The following is a 20,367-nucleotide window of genomic DNA, read 5'->3' on the forward strand; positions in this document are numbered from 1 at the left end:
CGAAGATTTGTTTTTTAATTTTTTTAGTTAAAACTGAACACTATTTTCAGGTTGTTCAAAAACATGATGATTTCAGCCTTCAAAGATATATTTTTAAGCAAAAGCATTGAATTTTTGTAGGAAATTCTGTAAAATTTTAAGAGATTATTATATGGAGAAAAGGGAATTATTATGGAAAAAAGAATCACTGGCGATACGCTCCAGCGTTATTCTTTTAGAAAGTTATCAGTAGGATTGGTTTCCGCCACTATCGGAAGCTTCTTTTTGAGTACCGCAATAGGGGGAAATATAAGCACGGTTGAGGCTGCAGAAGTCTCAGCCGGCAAAACCGTTCCAGTCCAGTATCACTACGTAGTAGAGTCTGAACTGACTGAAGCTGAGAAGAATGCAGTTGTTAAGGAGCTTCCAAAGTTTGTGGAAGTAAACTCTGATGCTTATTATCTAGTTTACCGTCCTAAGACCCAGGGACTTTCGGCAAAAAGTTTGCCAAAGACAGGCTACTCAAGTCTGTGGGAAGCAACTTTTGCAGCTGCTGGGCTGACTTTAGCAGTTTTAGTAATTGCACGAGGTAGAAATGGTAAGCGATACCTGTCTTCTATTTTGCTGGTGACGGGTCTAGGATCTATTCTCCTAGCTCCTTCTGTATTTGCAGTGACCAATATTGAATTAGCCGCCTACAATCAAAGGCTGAATTTGACAGTGGGAGATAAGCTGCCGGAGCCTTTAGAGATTGCTGGTTTCGAATATGTTGGCTATCTGAAAAGCGGTGAACAGGGCAAGGAGAACGCAGCAGGAAGTCATCAGCTTCCTACGGCACAAAAGGACTTGTCAGCTGTTGAAGTCGATCCGCAGGCGGGCAAATCTGCTAGTCTTTCTGGGAATCCGAGTGCTGCCAACAAGCCAGTATCTACTGAGACAGAGAAACTAACCGAGCAAGAAAAAGAGATTATTGCTGCCAAAGAGCGCGAATTTGCTCGGCTTTCTCCAGTCACTGAAGTACCAGAACTGGAATTCAAGAGCCAAGAAAGCAGCCAGACCCAAGTCCTGCCTTATCAAACAGAATACCAATATTCAAATGAACTCGCAGAGGGGCAATCTCAGGTCATTCGTGCAGGTGTCGCTGGTACACGTACTGTCGTCACTCGCAATTATATTGCAGGTAAAGAGATTGTAAAAAGCGAAGTCGTTTCAGACCAGGTAACTGCAGAGCCAGTTTCGGAAATTGTGTTGGTTGGAACTGCTGCAGTAAAATCTGTTCCAAAAGAAGCGCCAGTGCATCAAGTCCCTGAATTGACTACTTATGGAACTACACCAGATACCGCACCCGTAAATGAAGTTCCCGAATTGACGACCTATGGAACGACGCCCGATACAGCGTCAGTCCAAGAAGTCCCTGAATTGACAACCTATGGCACTGCACCAGATACCGCACCAGTACAAGAAGCTCCAGAACTAACAACCTATGGCACTGCACCCGATACAGCGCCAGTGCAAGAAGTTCCAGAGCTAACAACTTATGGTACCTCACCAGATGAAGCACCCGTGCAAGAAGTTCCCGAATTGACGACTTATGGCACAACGCTAGATACCGCACCGGTTCAAGAAGTCCCAGAGCTAACCACTTATGGCACTGCGCCAGATACCGCTCCAGTACAAGAAGTTCCGGAACTAACAACTTACAGTACCGCACCAGATGAAGCACCCATGCATCAAGCCCCAGAATTAGAGCTGACTGCGACAGATGAAACAAGAAGAGAAAAGATAGATTTTTCTGTTGAAGAACAGTATACTGATGAGATTCCAGAAGGCAGTCGCCAAATTGCCACACCAGGTGTACAGGGTGAGCGGGCGATTACCACTCGTATCTATACCTCGAATGGCCAAGAGGTTGACCGCCAAGTTTTATCGGATGAAGAAATTCTTGCAGCAGTTACTCAAATTATTAAGGTCGGAACAAGTAAGTCAATCCTGATTCCGGCTGACGCACCAAAGGTTGAAGAACTACCAGAATACCCGCTAACTTACACCGACGAAACGCGCGTAGAGAAAATCAACTATACTATTCGTGAAGAAGAAACGGACGAGCTAGCCCAAGGTGCTCGCCAAATTGCGACTCCGGGCGTTCAGGGCGAGCGAACTATCAAGACTCGTATCTACAGTTCCAATGGTCAGGAGATCGACCGCCAAGAACTTTCAAATGAGGAAACTCTAGCGCCAGTAACGCAAGTAGTCAAAGTTGGTACAGCTAAACCATATTTGGTTCCAACCGATTCACCAAAAACAGACGCCTTACCAGAATACCCGCTGACTTATACGGATGAGACTCGTATTGAGAAAATAGCCTTCAACATCGAGGAGCAATATACCGCTGAATTGCCTCAGGACGACCGTCAAATTGCCACTCCAGGTGTGCAGGGCGAGCGAACTATCAAGACCCGTGTCTACAGTTCCAACGGTCAAGAAGTTGACCGCCAAGAGTTGTCCAACGAGGAAACCTTAGCTCCAGTGACGCAAGTTATCAAAGTCGGTACCGCTAAGCCAACCATGGTCCCAAGTGATGCACCGAAAGCAGAGGTTTTGCCAGAGTATCCGCTAACTTATACAGATGAAACACGTGTTGAAAAGGTTAACTTCACCATTCGTGAAGAAGAAACGGACGAATTGGTTCGTGATGCCCGTCAAATCGCAACACTGGGTGTTCAGGGTGAGCGAACAATCAAGACTCGTGTCTACAGCTCTAATGGTCAAGAAATTGACCGTCAGGAGTTATCGAACGAGGAAACTCTGCCTCCAGTAACGCAAGTTGTTAAAGTTGGTACGGCTAAGCCAACCATGGTAACAAACGAAGCACCAAAAGCAGATGCTTTGCCAGAGTACCAGTTGACTTATGCCGATGAAACTAGCGTAGAGAAAATCGCCTTCAATATTGAAGAACAATACACAGATGAGTTACCACAGGATGCCCGTCAAATCGCAACACCAGGTGTTGAGGGCGAGCGTACTATCAAGACCCGTGTCTACAGCTCTAACGGTCAAGAAATTGACCGCCAAGAGCTTTCCAATGAAGAAACTCTAGCGCCAGTAACGCAAGTTGTCAAAGTCGGAACAGCTAAGCCGCACATGGTACCGAATGAAGCTCCGAAAGCCGATGCTTTACCAGAATATCTGCTGACTTATACGGATGAGACGCGTGTAGAGAAAATCGCCTTCAATATTGAAGAGCAATATACGGATGAATTGCCTCAAGACGCTCGTCAAATTGCTACTCCAGGTGTTGAGGGTGAGCGAACCATCAAGACTCGCGTCTATAGTTCCAATGGTCAAGAAATTGACCGCCAAGAGTTGTCCAATGAAGAAACCTTGGCTCCAGTAACACAAGTTGTTAAAGTCGGAACAGCTAAGCCAACCATGGTACCAGGTGATGCGCCAAAAGCAGACGCTTTGCCAGAGTATCCATTGACTTATACGGATGAGACACGTGTAGAGAAAATAGCCTTCAATATTGAAGAACAATACACAGATGAGTTGCCACAGGATGCTCGTCAAATTGCGACTCCAGGAGTGCAAGGTGAGAGGACGATTAAGACCCGTATATACAGCTCCAATGGTCAAGAAATCGACCGTCAAGAGCTGTCTAATGAAGAAACCTTGGCACCGGTAACGCAAATCATCAAAGTTGGCACGGCTAAGCCACCATGGTACCAAATGATGCACCAAAAGCAGATGCTTTGCCAGAGTATCCATTGACTTATACGGATGAGACGCGTGTTGAGAAAATCAACTTCACAATTCGTGAAGAAGAAACTGACGAACTTGTTCGCGATGCCCGTCAAATCACAATTCCAGGTGTGCAAGGTGAGCGAACAATCAAGACCCGTGTCTACAGTTCCAACGGTCAAGAAATTGACCGCCAAGAGCTATCTAATGAGGAAACATTAGCTCCCGTACCGCAAGTTGTCAAAGTTGGTACAGCTAAGCCAACCATGGTCCCAAGTGATGCACCGAAAGCCGATGCTCTTCCAGAATACCCTCTAACATACACCGACGAAACTCGTGTAGAAAAAATCAACTTCACCATTCGTGAAGAAGAGACGGACGAGCTAGTTCGCGAAGCCCGTCAAATTGCCACTCCAGGTGTTCAAGGTGAGCGAACCATCAAGACTCGCGTCTACAGCTCTAATGGTCAAGAAATTGATCGTCAAGAACTATCTAATGAAGAAACCTTGGCTCCAGTAACGCAAGTTGTTAAAGTTGGTACAGCTAAGCCGCATTTGGTTCCAAACGATGCGCCAAAAGCAGATGCTTTAGAAGAGTTCGATTTAATTCCACTACACAATCTGTTAGAGGAAGCGGATCAGATTAAAGCTCAGGCACGTTATTTCAACGATAGTCAGAGTCATCAATCTAGCTATGATACTGCTTTGACAGCAGGTCAAGCGATTCTGAGCCAATCATATGCTAGCCAAGCAGAAGTCAACCAGCTTGTTGAACGAATCAACCAAGCTAAAGCTCAGTTAAGCGGTCTTGAGGTTGTCAAAACGGCTCTTCAAACTGAATACGATTTAAATCCAAAAGTTAAAACAACTGCTAAATATAAGAATGCAGATTCAGATAAGCAGACAACTTATACTGACGAATTGGCCAAGGCCGAAAGAGTTCTGAACAATCAAACTGCTACACAAGTGCAGGTCAATCAAGCATTTGCTAGCCTGACAGCAGCTAAAGAAGCTCTAAATGGAGTGCCTAAAGTTAAGCCGACAGTTTCTATTCTAAGTTTGACAGAAAATGCAGATGACAAGTCGGTTACAGTCCAATATAGATTAGAAGACCTGACCCAGTCCTTCCGTTCAGCAACTGCAGAATTGTACCAGGGTGATCAGCTTGTTCGTACTCTTCCGATTATCAATTTCGCAGGAAGTCTGAAGATTGGCGACTTAGACTACTACACAGGCTATACCCTGAAAACCAAGCTGACTTATGAACTGGATAATGGCAGCTTTACAGACCTTGAATCGGACAGCCGCAATTTTGAATTGGAATACAAGAAGATTGCCTTCCGAGATATTGATTCGGTAGAGTTTTACAGAAAAGAAAACGACCAGTTTAAGCGTGTCGTGTCCATGAGCTCTATGCCTACGGACTTGTCTACCTACTTTGTCAAAGTCAAATCAAGTGAATCTAAGGAAATGCTCCTGCCGGTTCACAGCATAGCGGAAAGCCGTAAGGATGGCGGGGATGTTTATAAGGTAACGGTATCTCTGCCTGAGCTGGTCCAAGAAGGTGAGACAGGCTATAAGTCTGGCTATGACTTCTATATCAGTAAGGCAGTCCCCAGCCAACAAAATGTCTACACTAGCTTTGCTGGATTAGTAGACGCTATGAAGCAAAATATGGCCGGCAACTATGTTCTGGGAGCAGATTTGGATGCTAGCGAGGTCAGTCTGGCTCCTGCGGACTATGTCTACCTCAAAGGGAACTTCACAGGCAGTCTGACAGGTAACCATAATGGCAAGCAGTACGCGATTTATAATCTAGCTAAGCCTTTATTTGAAAACCTCAAGAGTGGTTCCTCTATTTCTAATCTGGACTTGAAAGAAGTCAATATTGTTGGTACTTATGACTCAGCTGCCCTGGCTCGCAATGCAGAAAATGCTCGAATCACAGATGTTTCTGTCCAAGGTAGAGTAGAAGTAAAAGATAATGCTTCGCAGGTAGCAGGTTTGGTCGTTATTGCTAACAATACGCAAATTACCAATAGTTCCTTTACTGGAACTATCGTGTCAAATGATAAACAGGGCAAAGAATACAATGTCGGTGGTTTGGTTGCCAATCTTAAGGGAGGAAACTCCTTAATTAGCCAAAGCAGGGCAGATGTGACCATTCTAGCAGGCGCTAGAGCCAACAACCAACGCTTCGGCGGTCTGGTTGGCCGTTTGGAAAGCAATGCCCGCATCAGCCGTTCCTATGTAGCTGGAAAGATTCAAAACTCTACTAAGAACGGTCAGATTGGTGGCGTAGTTGGTTCCAATTACTTCAATGGCTTGATTGATAATGTCATCAGCAATGTCAGCGGTACAAATGTTTACAGTATTTCTGGCGATCAGGGATATGAGAATAACCGTATCACAGAAGCTTATGCCGTTGAAGGAAATAAAACACTGGAAAATGACAAGTTTGTCACATCAACACTGACTCTGGACCAGGCAGAAGAGAAGCTGACTAGCCTAGACATTACGACCACGCTGGAAGACACGAATCTCAACCTTTATTCTGTCAACTATGCCCAAGAAAAGAATGCTCGAGAAGACCGTCTGATAGCTTATGCTAACATGGAAAAGCTCCTTCCATTCTACAATAAGGAGACCATCGTTGCCTATGGAAATAAACTTCCAGATAATCACAAGCTCAATACAGAGTACTTGCTGGATGTTGTTCCGATGAAGGGCGACCAGATTATCACTGATATCAATAGCAACAAGACCGGAATTAACCGTCTGATGCTGCACTTTGAGGATAATACGGTTGACTACCTGGATCTGACCTATAAGGGAGATTTCAAATATAAGGCAATTGCAGAATATACTGTAAATGGCTTGGACCTCCTTTATACACCAGAAGCCTTTTTATCAGACTATAGCAGAGTTCTCAATCAAGTGCTGCCAGAGTTGAACAAGGTTGTTCTTGACTCACCAGCTATGCGTTCTGTTTTAGGCGTAAATGCAGATACTTCTCTGGATGATCTCTATCTGGATAAGGCTTTTGATCAAGTCAAGACTAAGTTGTCAGAAGAGCTGCGCAAGGTACTGGCTATGGACAAGTCTATCAATACGGAAGGCAATGTTGTAGCAGACTATATAGCTCAGCAAATTAAAGACAATAAAGAAGCCTTCTTACTTGGTCTGACCTATCTCAACCGTTGGTATAATATCAACTATGACAATATCAATGTAAAGGATTTGTCAGCCTATAAATTTGACTTCTTTGGAAATCATAATGCTTCAACCTTAGATACCATCATTTCACTTGGTAAGTCAGGCATGAACAATCTTAAAGCCAAGAACAACTATATGGCTTATGATGCCTCACTTTCTGAAGCGACTGGTAAACGGGGGCTCTTCAACTATCTGGAAGGCTATCGTCAGCTCTTCCTACCAGACAAGTCCAATAATGAATGGCTCAAGACCAATTCAAAAGCCTACATCGTTGAAGCTAAGTCGGATGTAGCAGAAGCGAGACAGCTTCAGGATGCTGCTGAGGACAAGAGCAAGTATTCTGTCGGCGTTTACGACAAGATTACTGCTGATAACTGGGAACACAAGGGCATGCTTCTGCCGCTCTTGACCATGACTGAGAAGGGTGTCTATGCTATCTCCAATATGTCTACCATCTCTATGGGGGCTTATGATCGCTATCGCCTTGATGCCAATGGCAGGGTGCGGACAGATGCAGAGCTAGCTGAATTTGTCGAAGACCGAGTGAGAAAAACAGCTGAATACCAGCGCGATCACTATGACTTCTGGTATAAGATTCTAAGCGATGAAAGCAAGGACAAGCTCTTCCGTTCTGTTCTGGTTTACGATGGATTCTCATTGGTTGACAAGAATGGTCAAAAATATTGGGCTCCAGCTAATGACAAAAAATCACTGGCTATGCAGGAATTCTTTGGACCAGCCGGCAAGTGGTATCCTAGCAAGGGCTATAATGCCTATGCTACAGGAAGTGTAACCCACTTTGATGCAGCTAAATTGTTAGAAGACTATGGTAACTCTGTCTACACGCATGAAATGACCCATAATTCTGACGGTGGCATTTACTTTGAGGGCAATGGCCGCCGCGAAGGTCTGGGAGCTGAGCTTTATGCTCGCGGACTCCTGCAGTCCACTCCAAGTGCAGATGAGGCAACCATTACGCTCAATACCCTCTTCAAGGTGGACAAGGATTCTAAGACGCGCCTACACACATATAACTTCAAGGAACGCGTTCAAAATGCAGAAGATCTGCAGCACTATGTCCATGGTATGTTTGACATGATCTACACCCTAGATTACCTAGAAGGTACCTCTATGCTGAAGCAGAGCGATGATGCTAAGCTTCAGTGGTTCAGGAAGATGGAGAATTACTATGTTACAGATAAGTATGGTAAGGAGACCCATGCTGGAAACCAGACGCGAAGTTTTACTGCTGAAGAAATCGAGCAGCTGAAGACCTTTAACTCCCTGATTGAAAATGATGTTATCACTCGTCGGGAGAACAAGGATAGTGGAAGATATGGCCGAAATGGCTACCTCAGTCTCAGCCTCTTCTCACCAATTTACTCAGCCTTGAGTAATCCAAATGGAGCGCCAGGTGATGTCATGTTCCGCCGTACGGCCTATGAGTTGCTGGCAGCCAAGGGTTACCATGAAGGATTTATCCCTTATGTTTCTGGTAAGTACTCTAAGGAAGCCTTTGATGAAGGTAAGAAAACGTGGGATGGATGGTCCGGAAGAGATGTTGGTCTGATAACAGACCAGAAAGTCTTGGAAAATGTATTCAAAGGTGAATATGACTCTTGGGTAGCCTTCAAGAAGGCTATGTATAAGGAGCGGATTGATCAGCTGACCAAGCTTAAACCAATCACCATTGAGTACGAGCTCAGAAATCCAAACAGTACCAAGAAAGTAATCATTCGCTCTTATGAAGAGATGCAGAAGCTGATGGACGAAGCAGTAGCAGAGGATGTACGCAACATTACCAATGCTACAAGCCGCGTTGATGCCAGCTGGGTTAATCTGCTTAAGAAGAAGATTTACAATGCTTATCTTCGTGAAACAGACGACTTCAGACAGTCAATCTTTAATAAGTAAGCGAGAGTTTCTTTTGGAAATGCCTCCTAAAATTCCTAGACTCCTGATAGTCTAGGAATTTTATTTATTACTAATAAAAAAACAATCATTAACACAAGTCAGTATAAAAAACAATTTGTAACGATTTTACAACAGAAGTAGACAAAAAACAGATAAATGCTAATAAAAATTATAGTTTACAGAGCGTAAATTATAATATTTTATGTTATAATTGATATGTATATGTCATATTTGCTTATCATATACAAACACATTCATTTTTAGTTTGGTAATAAATCTTGATTTAGAATCGACTGAAAATGAGGGAGTAGACAAATGATGGTGTGCCTGCCAGCATTTGTCAAAAATAAAATTTAAAAAGAAGGAGGACCGCATTCAAGGTGAAACAAACTTATCATAAAGTGTCTCATGCTCTGATGACTTTGCTGCTTTTGGTATCAACCTTTCTTCCCTTGTTAAGCTCAAGTCCTAGGGTTTCTGCTGCAGAGTTAGGTGAAAGTGATTATCAGCTAACTACAGATGTCACTATTAATACTAATCCTTTAAAGGATACAGGCTACGGTGAAGGTAAATTTTACATTGCACCGACCTATACATTTGCAGATAGCAAAGTATTAAATAATGGTGATACCATGGTTTATCGTGTTCCATCACAGTTCAAAATTGAGCGAACTTTGGAGGAAAATATAAGTGCACCGGATGGTACTGTTGTTTCCAAGTTGGTGACAGATCCTGTTACCAATACAGCGACCATTACTGTCACAAATGCTGAGTATTTTGCGAAAATGCCAGATACCAAGCGTATTCAATCTTCTTTCACAGTGGTTTGGGCTGATAATATGCCTTATGACCAAGAGCAAGAAGTTAATTTCCCAGGTGCTAGAACCTATAGGCTGAAGCGTATCAAGGTTGATGAAGAGCCTCAGGGGTATTCCAAGTGGGGTGTTCAGGATTCTAAGGATCCTAACTACGTCAACTGGCGTATCCGTGTCAATCGTGATGTCCAAAATCTTGGTCAAGTTGTCATTGAGGACACTATTCCAGAAGGTCAAGAGCTGGATGAAGAGACAGGGATTACAGGTTACTACTTTACTGAGTGGGAAGGTGCTTCTGGCACACGTAAATCCTTTAACCCAAGCGATGTCGTTTCAATTACAGACTCCAATCATTTCACAGTTAATGCTGGAGATTTGAGCGGAAGAGGTATTTATGTTGTTTACCGGACTCGCTTGACAGAGCCAGTTGATAAGGTGACCAAAAAAGCCTTTAACGATGTAACCGTTACGGCTAATGGACAAAAGATGCCAGATTTAGTATCACGTCCATTTGCACCTTTGACAACTCTTGATGGTGTCGGGGAAGGTACCCGTTCGGATGAAGTTATCTTCAAAGTCAAAAAGGAATTGACTGGCCGCAATTTGGCAGATGGTGAATTTACTTTTGATTTGATCAATAAGGATGACAACGACAAAGTTGTTCAAACGGTAACAAACAAAGACGGTGCCGTAACCTTTAAGAAACTTCGTTTCAAAAATGAAGGAACCTTTAACTATGTCATTCGTGAACGAGCAAGCAATCTGCCAGGTGTGACAAACGATGCCAATTCAGACATCAATGTTACTGTTACTGTAACAAACAACAACGGCGTTAAGACAGCAGCGGTTAATTATGACCGTGATGCTTTCACGAATACCTACAAGTTAGAGCCAGCAACTGCAGCGATTACCGCTAAGAAAGTTCTGGATGGTAAAGCACTTGAATCTGAAAAGTATACTTTCAAACTAACTGAGGTTGGCGGAAATAACTTGGAGCTTCAAGCAGCTAACGATGCCAATGGTAATATCAAGTTCCTTGGAATCAACTATGATAAAGAAGGCACTTATACTTACAAGCTGACGGAAGTAGCTGGAAATGAAGCTGGTGTGACCTACGATAGCGCAGAGCATACAGTGTCTGTCACAGTGACCGCAAGCAAGGGCAAGTTGGAAGCTACCGTCGAAGGTAATAATCCAGTATTCACAAACACTTATAAAGACTATGGTGTTAGCTATGAGTTTCTCAGCAGCAATGCAGCCTATCCAAATCTGCCAAAAGAAGTAACTGATTTGCTTCCAGCAGATGCTAATCGCTACACTAGTGGTACTAATGTAGACGCTAAGCAACCTGTTAAAACAAGTGTTACAGTTACTGAAGGCACATGGACTTTCGAAGGCTATGCGGAAACGAACGCACAAACTGTTGCGGATAAGGATCTTAAATTTACTGGTAAATGGAATTTCACTCCAGCACCGAAATATAAGGCAACTTATGAATTTGTAAGCGCAGATCCGAACCGTAGCTTGCCAGCAGAAGTCACAGCATTGTTACCAAATGATGCCACTGAATATGCAGACGGTGCTGCCGTTCAAGCGGTTCAGCCAGCTAAGAAAACTGTTGAAGCAAGTGATGGTACTTGGAAATTCCTCAAATATGACGCAGATAGTAAGACTATTGCAGGCGCAGATGTCAAATTTACAGGCACATGGACATTTGAAGCTAGACGTCCACAAGGACCAACACCACCACCATCTTCTTCAGATTCGACACCACCGTCATCATCTGGTGACAAACCAGTTGGTTCGACTGATGGAACCCCAGGTAATTCGTCAGATAAAGATGGAAAAGATGTTACTGGATCAGCAACTGGCAAAAAAGTTTTGCCGAAAACTGGCAGTGAAACATCTATCTTTGCGATAGCAGCAGGATTTGCTCTGATTCTTTTATCAGCTCTTGTCTATCGTTTCAAAAAAGTTAATTAATATTAGCCAAACGAATCATCTCAGCTAGCTGAGATGATTTTTTCTTGTCTTTGTCACCATCTATCCTTGATAATGTACTGACGGTTAAATTTATAAACTCTAAAATAAGCAGTCATTTAAATGGCTGTTTTTGCTTTTAGGTTTTCTAGGCAATCTCTTCTTTTGGGAGTTGAAAAAGATTGAAGTTCGGGAGGAGAAAGAGTAGCAGTACGGCGATAGTAATTGAGGTGCCATAAGTTCTCAAAATCATTAAAAGCCTGCTGAAAATCTATTTGCTCAGGCTTTCTTTATGCTATAATAAAGAAAAACGATGAGGAGGCATTCATGAATCAAACTATTCAATATTTACAGGAATTAATGGCTATTCCTTCGCCAACAGGATTTACGGCTGAGGTGGCAGACTATTTGGTACACACTCTGGAAAGATTGGGCTATGAGCCTGTCCGGACTAATAAAGGCGGCGTCTATGTTGTGGTTAAGGGTGAAAATGATGCCCAGCATCGGGTAGTGACTGCCCATGTGGATACACTGGGGGCTATTGTGCGTGCAATCAAGCCAGACGGTCGTCTTAAACTGGATCGGATTGGCGGTTTCCCTTGGAACATGATTGAAGGAGAAAACTGTCTAGTCCATATGGCCAGCAGTGGCAAGACCGTCAATGGGACTATCTTAGTTCACCAGACTTCCTGCCATGTCTACAAAGATGCTGGGACGGTTGAACGGACTCAGGACAATATGGAAGTCCGTTTGGATGAAAAAGTGACGAGTGAGAAAGAAACGCGGGATTTAGGAATCGAAGTCGGAGATTTTATTTCCTTTGACCCGCGAACCACAGTGACCGATTCAGGCTTTATCAAGTCCCGCTTTCTGGATGACAAGGTCAGTGCTGCTATTTTGCTCAATCTTTTGCGCGTTTATAAAGAGGAAAATATTCAGCTGCCAGTGACGACGCATTTTGCTTTCAGTGTCTTTGAGGAAGTCGGTCATGGGGCTAATTCCAGCCTTCCTGAGCAAGCAGTAGAGTATCTGGCTGTTGATATGGGCGCTATGGGTGACGATCAGCAGACAGATGAGTATACGGTTTCCATCTGTGTCAAGGATGCATCAGGACCTTATCACTATAGCTTCCGCCAGCATTTGGTAAATTTGGCCAAGGAGCAGGACATTCCTTACAAACTGGATATCTATCCATTTTACGGATCAGACGCCTCTGCAGCCATGAGTGCAGGAGCAGAAGTCAAGCATGCTCTGCTAGGTGCTGGCATTGAATCCAGCCACTCTTATGAGCGTACCCATATTGATTCAGTTGCCGCGACAGAGCGCATGGTAGATGCTTATCTAAGAAGTGACTTGGTGGAGTAAGTGAACTTCATTCTATCTTATTGGCTGGGATTTCTATGTAACGTCAGTTCTATATAAAACAGGAGCTCTTCCTCAGCTATTTCAAAGGAGAGAAACTTAAAAACCGATTCGTCAGTGTACTGTGAATCGGTTTTTAGTTTGCTATATGTAAGAAAATTGATTACCTAACACTCCAGACACTAACTGATTTTTCCTCCACAGGAAATTCTCCCCAGCCTTGGTCGTCAATAGTTATGATTTGAGCGTTGTTGCCTAGATAGTCGCTGAATTCTCTGCCAGCCCATTCTGGACCGACAAACATAGATTTGCTGGTTGCTTGGTCATTACTGATAATGACAGCGATTGGCTGACCTCCGTCCTTGCCTTGGCGGGTCCAGCCGATACAGTTTGCATCGTCAAAGTAGTCGGTCTGCTCACCATAGGCTAGATTGAGGCGGATGTCTAGGAGTTTATCCAGTAGCTCTTGAAAGCTCTCTTGAGCAAATTCTCCGCTAATGCCATAGTAGTCTCCATAAAAAACGCAGGGCAATCCAGCTTCTCTTAGAAGTATAAGAGCATAGGCTGCTGGCTTGAACCATTCTTCGACAGTAGATTCCAGAGCCTGACCTCTCTGAGTATCATGGTTGTCCACAAAGGTTACAGCCGATTCAGGATGATTTTTTGCAAGTGTCTGATCAAAAATAGTGCGCAAGTCATAGTCTGCTCCAGATTTGCTGGCATCAAATAAATTCTGATGGAGCTTGACATCGACTAGGTCAAAGCGGTAGTCAATACTTTCTAGATAATCGTTATTGGCTGTCTCATCACCATTCCAAAATTCCCCAAAGACATAGAAATCATCGCCGTATTTCTCAGTAATATCACGGATGAAATTCTTCATAAAGAAAGAATCAATGTGCTTGACAGCATCTAATCGAAATCCATGTACACCAGTGCTTTCAATGAACCAATGAGCCCAGTCGTAGAGATTTTGGATGACTTCGGGATGCTTGAAATCAATATCCGCATACATCAGATAGTCGTAGTTGCCATTCTCATTGTCCACTAGCTCATCATCTGCCCAACCTTTATTGTCCCCTTGGATGAGAAAAATGCCTGACTTGTTGTTTTTGGCATCATAGTCAGTGCCGGTGAAGTGGTACCAGTGCCATTCGAAGTCATTATAGGTTTTATTGCGGCCTGGGAAAGCAAAATGCATCCAAGCTTCTATTTCAAAGGGTTTTGAGATTTCTACGTTTCGGTCGTTAGGATCAACTTCAACAACGGTAAAGCGCTCTTTATAGTCAGCTGCTGCCTTGTGATTGAGGACAACATCAGCAATAGCTTCGATGCCGTTCTGTCCAAGCGCCTCGATTGCTCGGAGGTATTCTTCCTTCAATCCATACTTGGTGCGTACAGTACCTTTTTGGTCGAATTCTCCCAAATCAAAAAGGTCATAAACACCATAGCCGACGTCATTAGAGCTGGTTCCCTTGAAAGCGGGCGGCATCCAGACCTTGCGAATTCCTTTCGCTGCTAAGTTAGGTGCGTCTTCCGCCAAGCGATTCCAATGCTGACCGTCATCCGGCAGATACCATTCAAAATACTGCATTAAAGTTTGATTTTCCATACTGTGATTCCTCTCATTCCTACTGATAGGCCTTATTGTACCAAAAGAAGCAGAAATATGCAAACGTTTGCGTCTTTCTGCTTCTATAGATATTTTGACATTTCCATAGATAAAAGATAGAATAGATTGAAATAAAAGCGCTTACATAGTATAATGGGCTTATTATAAAAGATTTTATCTAAGGAAAGGTGTCTTTATGAGAAAGAAAAGACTAGTTACATTACTCCTGCCGACTTTGCTGCTTGCACCTTTGGTATTGGCACAAGCTGTTCAGGCGGATGAGGCGACTCAAGCTAGTAGCGAGCGCACGGACAATCTCAAGACAGAAACAGTTGCAAAGGCTTCTGAAACTGGCTCCCAGAATCAAGAGTCAACGGCAGTAGAAACTACAAGTCAGACTTCTTCAGAAGAACAGATTTCGGAAAAGCTAGACAAGGCGCCTCTTGTGCCTGATGAAGCAGCACCTAGCCTCAGCCCAGCGCAGGAGCAAAAGCTTCTGGCTCTGGCTAAAGATGTCAGCTCAGTACCTTCCGCTAGCTCAACTGCTGTGAAAGGTCAAGATTTGTCTGCCTATACTGGCGGCCTTTCAAACCCTTCCCTAGCAGATAAGGAAATAACCCTGCAAGAGGCTGTGGATGAGCTCCTCAAGTGGGCAGCAGTCAGTGATTCTCAGTTGGGTAGCAGTGCCGAGGACAGAGCAAATCTAGCAAAGAGCTTGGGGATGATTGAAAAAGAGGCTGATTTGACAGCCAATGTCCAGAGAGCCAATCTGCAGTCTATGTATTCGGTTGCCAAGCAACTGCATGATGCTTATCGCTCTGAAAAGAAAGAGCCTCTCTTTTTGAATGGACGTTCACAGCCAATTTTTCCATATAGTAGTGGTGAAGACAGATATGAGGAGTATACTTATGAAGGCAGTGAGATTGTTCGTTTCCCTGTCTATGTAGAGACTGACCACGACACGGATGGTGACGGTAAGCGAGATTTAGTCAAGGCTATTGTGCAGCTTCCTAAAGCAGCTGCCAAGGGTGATTATAAGGCTGCGACAATCTTGGAAGCTCGTCCCTATGTCGCTGGAACTTTAGACGAAGACCATGTGACGCTAGAAAGTCTCAATCTACCGACAAACGGTTCTTATGACATGAAGAGCCTGCGCAATCAGCCAGCTAAGCGCAAGCCAGTTTCTAGTATGAGCAGTATTGATGCGGCAAAAAGAGCAATGTCATCGGATTGGTATTACTACAGTCCTTATGAAGGGATCTATGACTATGAAAACTTGAACTGGTATGATTATTTCCTCGTCCGAGGCTATGCTTTTGTTTCTAGCGCTGGTCTAGGAACAAAAGGTTCTGAGGGTTTTAATACAACTGGCTCTGATTTAGAAATTGAAGCATTTAAAAATATTGTCGAATGGGTCAATGGTAAACGAACGGCCTACACAGACAGGACTAATAATATCGAAATCAAGGCCGACTGGGCTAATGGAAGGGTCGGTATGACTGGTCTGTCCTGGGCTGGTACGACAACTTTCGGTGTGGCCACGACTGGTGTTGAAGGCTTGAAAACCATTGTTCCAGCTGCTGGAATTGCCAGCTGGTATGATTATTTCAATAGTCAGGGGTCGGCTTACACCAATCCGCCCTACAGTGATTTATCTTGGCTTTCTCTCTATGTCGCTACACGGTTGCTGGATCAAAAAGATTGGGCTGCTATTAGTAACAAGTATGCTGACTACATTAATCAGTTAAATAAGGACCAGAATGAGCACGGCCGCAACTACAGTCCTGTTTGGCAGGAGCGGGATTATACACTTCATCCAGAAAAGATAAAAACCAGTGCCTTGCTAGTTCATGGTTTGAATGATGACAATGTCAAAACCAAGCACTTTGAGCTCATGTATGATGCGCTAAAAAAAGCCGGTCAAGATGTGAAACTTTATCTTCACCAAGGGAATCATATCAATCCAGCTGCCGTATCTAGAGGCTTTGGTATTACAGCTAACAAGCAAGATTTTTATGACTTACTCAATACTTGGTTCTCTCATTACCTCTATGATGTAAAAAATGATGTCAGCAAACTTCCTGCTGTTTTGGCGCAAAATAACTATGATCCAAATAAATGGACCAGTTATGATAACTGGAAAAGCAGTAATCGCTTGATTCTGACAGCTCAGTCTAAGCGCTTAGAAGAAACGATTTCCAGTGACTACGCAGGAGCGGGAATTGATACCAGCAAGCGTGATGAAGCGGTTAGCAAAGCTTCTTCTAAAGCTAATTTGACCTTTATGACAGATGTCAAAGAGGATATGACTATTAAAGGACATATCCCAGTCCATTTCAAGGCGGCTCTGGCAAAGGGTGGCGGCAGTAATCTGCAGGTCAATGCTCTCCTAGTGGATGTATCTGACCAAGAGTTTGATGTGGTTGGAAGTGGCGCTGCCAGTGATGAAAGTCAGAAAGATGGCTTCTGGATGGGCAGCAATCTCAGCAATATGGATATCAAAAATTTTGCGACTGTCAAAACTAAATACAAAGTCATTGCCAAAGGATGGGTCAATCTGGCTAATCCAGAATCGGGCTATGCACCGTCTAGCTCGCAAAATAGTATTGAGCCTCAGATTGGCCAGTTCCACGACTATACAGTCTATTTGCAGCCTAATCTCTATACGGTGAAAAAAGGCCATAAGCTGGCTCTGGTTTTCAACACGTACGACCCAAGCGACCTCACGATTGATCGTCAATATGAAGTGACTTTCAAGACGGACTCCATCAGTGCCCTAATACCTACTTTGGAAGCTAGTCGACTGCAAAAGGCAAACTATATACCGAATACTCTTGATACAGCTTATGCAGCTCTACCAGAGATTATTGGTGCAAAATTAGTCGCACCAGCAATTTTAGAAGTTCCTGAGTATATCTTAGATAGCGAGGAAGGCGGAGAAGTTCCGTCAGTTCAGCTGGTGGTTCACTATGCAGAACATTATGATCGGGCAGTAGGAAAAGTTCAGAAAATAAGCAAGCAGCAAGCTCCAGCTGCCTTACCTGAAACTGGTAGCAATTCAGATAAGGGAATCCTGCATCTTGGCCTGGCTCTACTGGTCAGCACACTAGGTTTATCTAGTTTAGCAAAGAAACACAAACAACCTTAGTGATTCTGTTTAAAAAAGCAGTTAGAATTTCATAGTTAGATGAAGTTCAGCTGCTTTTAGCTTTATCTTATATCCGACCTTAGGCAGAGACGAGACAAAAAGCTGCAAAAAGAGTATACTAATCCGTATAGAAATCGGTAAAGGAGCTTTCTTATGATTGAATTTAAAGATGTCACTAAAGTTTATGAAGGAACGGTAGCTCTCAATCAGCTGAATCTGACCTTGCAGAGCGGAGAAATCGTCGGTCTGATTGGTCACAATGGCGCCGGAAAATCTACTACCATTAAGTCATTGGTCAGCGTCATCAATCCTAGTAGTGGACAGATTTTTGTAGATGGGAAAGAATTGTCTGCTAATCGCTTGGAAGTCAAGAAAAAAATCGGCTATGTAGCTGATTCACCAGATCTCTTTCTGCGCCTAACTGCCAATGAGTTCTGGGAACTGGTAGCGACTTCTTACGATATGACAAATGCTGAAGTCGAAGAGCGACTGGGAAATCTGCTCCATATTTTCGACTTTGGCTCTCATCGGTATGAGGTCATTGATTCATTTTCTCATGGGATGAGGCAAAAGGTCTTCGTTATAGCGGCGCTTTTGTCTGACCCGGATATTTGGGTACTGGATGAGCCGCTGACTGGTCTTGATCCGCAGGCAGCCTTTGACCTCAAGCAGATGATGCGGGAGCATGCGGATAAAGGAAATACAGTTCTCTTTTCAACCCATGTCTTGGAAGTGGCAGAGCAGCTCTGTGATAAGGTGGCCATTCTCAAAAAAGGGAAATTGATTTTCTACGGAACGATTGAAGAACTAAAAGGCCAACATCCAGAACAGTCTCTTGAAACCATTTATCTTAGTCTGGCAGGCCGTAGAGAAGAGGTGAGTCCTGATGCGCATTAAAGCTATAAAAAAACTCGTTGATATCAACATCCTCTACGCCATTCAGCCGTCTCAGCTGCAGCAGTACCGCAAGATGCAAGCTAAGAATCCTGAGCGCAAGGTCAATGTATCTCTGAAGGCTATCCGCATGTATCTGATCTTAGGACTGGTCTATCTCTTTCTTTTCGGTTTGATGGGCTCCCTGAACCAACTGGTTGGCAATCCAGGTCTCTTTGCCAATTTGGTTTCTGCTTTTGCTCTCTTTTCTATGTCTCAGGGCTTTCTGGTTTTTTACAATGTATTTTATGAAAGCAAGGACTTGCAATCTTACCGTCCTTATGCTTTTAGCGAAGCAGAAATCATCGTCGGCAAAAGCATTTCGGTTATCCTGACCTTGTTGATTGCGATTCTGCCTATGTTCAGTTATTTCTTGGTTTTGGCTTTTCAAGGTGGTAATCCTTTCTTAGGGCTGCCCTTGGCTCTGCTTGCTATTCTGATTTTAAGTTCGGTTATCACCTTTCTGATTTTGATTGCCGTCCATTTCATTACCAAGACAGCATTTTTCAGGAAGTACAAGACCATCCTGTCCAATGTCATTCTAGCTCTTGTTTCCGTCGGCTCCTTTTTCCTCTATTTTATGATTAATCAAATGAACAACAGAAGCGTTATAAATCGTACAGAGGTTAAAGCTTTCTTCCCGCCAGTTCAAGCCTTTTATGATTTTATTCTTAATCCTTTTCATGTAGCTTCCTTACTGGCATTTTTGGGATGGGTGGCAGTTGCGGTTCTTCTATTTTTCATCGTAAAGACCAAGGTGATTCCAGAGTTTTATGAGGCAGCTCTTATGACGGGCTCCTCAGTAGGAAAGCGGGAGCGCGTGCATGACATCAATATTGCGGAAGCAAAAAATCTCAAAAAGTTTGTCTGGCGCTACAATATCAGGCTCTTGAGCGAGGGTTCTGTCATTATGCAGGCCATCTTTATGTCGGCCTTTCTCCCTTACATTGTCATTTTCAGTATGGGGATGGGGATGGTACAAGGCGGCCTTTCTTTGACTCCTTATCTGGGACCGCGTTTCCTCTTGCCAATGATGGCTCTGGCTGTTTTGATTGCAACTCTAAACTCAGGCGGCAGCAACCTTACGGCTATTGGGATTTCTCTGGAAAGGGAAAATTTTGATTATCTCAAGGTTCTCCCCTTTGATTTGAAGCAATATATTCGTCTGAAGTTTTGGCAGCTCTTTGCCGTCCAGTCTATCCTGCCTCTGACCTTGCTTTTGATAACCAACCTTGTTTCCGGTATGCATCCAGTGACTTTCTTGGGCATGGTGATTGTTTGGGCCTTGATTAGTCTAATGTGGAGTTCTTGGGGTTACTACCGAGACTATAAGCATCTTGTGACTAATTGGTCCAATGTCACAGAATTGATGAGCCGAGATAATAGTATGGTGAAAACTCTCCTAGCCATCGCTCTGATTTTAGGAATGATGATTGTCATTACTCTTCTCTTCTTTATATCCAATGTTCTTGCGCCTCTGGTAATTTATATGATAGTGGCTCTAGTTTTAGCTGGTTTAGCTATACTATCTTATCTAATCCACAGACACTACATGAAAAAGCTGAATGAAGAATTAGCGGTATTTTATTAAAAGAGCATCAGGAAGTCGAAAGACTTTCTGATTTTTTCTTTTTGAGTCTATTATTTTGAGGGATATGTTATAATGAAAGG

The 20,367-nt window shown here is 43.5% G+C and carries 6 protein-coding genes and 1 pseudogene; 6 read left to right on the forward strand and 1 reads right to left on the reverse strand.

All coding sequences use genetic code 11. The features are described 5' to 3' along the window. Positions 1-171: 171 nt before the first annotated feature. The 3 genes and pseudogenes from SSV_RS04545 (at position 172) to SSV_RS04555 (ending at position 13,006) form a co-directional block, all read left to right on the forward strand. Positions 172-8,846: pseudogene (locus tag SSV_RS04545) on the forward strand (ZmpA/ZmpB/ZmpC family metallo-endopeptidase). A gap of 380 nt (positions 8,847-9,226) precedes the next feature. Further along, positions 9,227-11,644, forward strand: a complete 2,418-nt coding sequence (locus SSV_RS04550) for a Spy0128 family protein (protein WP_072073859.1) — start codon at positions 9,227-9,229, stop codon at positions 11,642-11,644. A gap of 324 nt (positions 11,645-11,968) precedes the next feature. After that, complete coding sequence (locus SSV_RS04555; protein WP_072073860.1) at positions 11,969-13,006, forward strand: M42 family metallopeptidase; 1,038 nt, start codon at positions 11,969-11,971, stop codon at positions 13,004-13,006. A gap of 160 nt (positions 13,007-13,166) precedes the next feature. Here the strand turns inward: SSV_RS04555 and SSV_RS04560 are convergent, their stop codons facing one another. Beyond that, a complete protein-coding gene (locus SSV_RS04560) occupies positions 13,167-14,615 on the reverse strand; it encodes an alpha-amylase (RefSeq protein ID WP_072073861.1) in 1,449 nt (482 codons plus the stop codon). Positions 14,616-14,811: 196 nt separating this feature from the next. Between SSV_RS04560 and SSV_RS04565 the strand changes: the two genes are divergently transcribed. The 3 genes from SSV_RS04565 to SSV_RS04575 all read left to right on the forward strand — a co-directional run bounded on the left by SSV_RS04565 (position 14,812) and on the right by SSV_RS04575 (position 20,287). Beyond that, positions 14,812-17,763 carry a CocE/NonD family hydrolase gene (locus tag SSV_RS04565; RefSeq protein WP_072073862.1) on the forward strand — a complete coding sequence of 984 codons (2,952 nt, stop codon included), beginning with the start codon at positions 14,812-14,814 and terminating at the stop codon, positions 17,761-17,763. 153 nt (positions 17,764-17,916) lie between these two features. Then, positions 17,917-18,660 (forward strand): ABC transporter ATP-binding protein, encoded by a 744-nt coding sequence (locus SSV_RS04570; RefSeq protein WP_072073863.1) that lies wholly within the window; start codon positions 17,917-17,919, stop codon positions 18,658-18,660. Then, positions 18,650-20,287 (forward strand): hypothetical protein, encoded by a 1,638-nt coding sequence (locus SSV_RS04575; protein WP_072073864.1) that lies wholly within the window; start codon positions 18,650-18,652, stop codon positions 20,285-20,287. Before SSV_RS04570 ends, SSV_RS04575 begins: the two co-directional genes overlap by 11 nt. Positions 20,288-20,367: the final 80 nt, after the last annotated feature.

Source organism: Streptococcus sanguinis (assembly GCF_001078705.1).
GTDB lineage: Bacteria > Bacillota > Bacilli > Lactobacillales > Streptococcaceae > Streptococcus > Streptococcus sanguinis_D.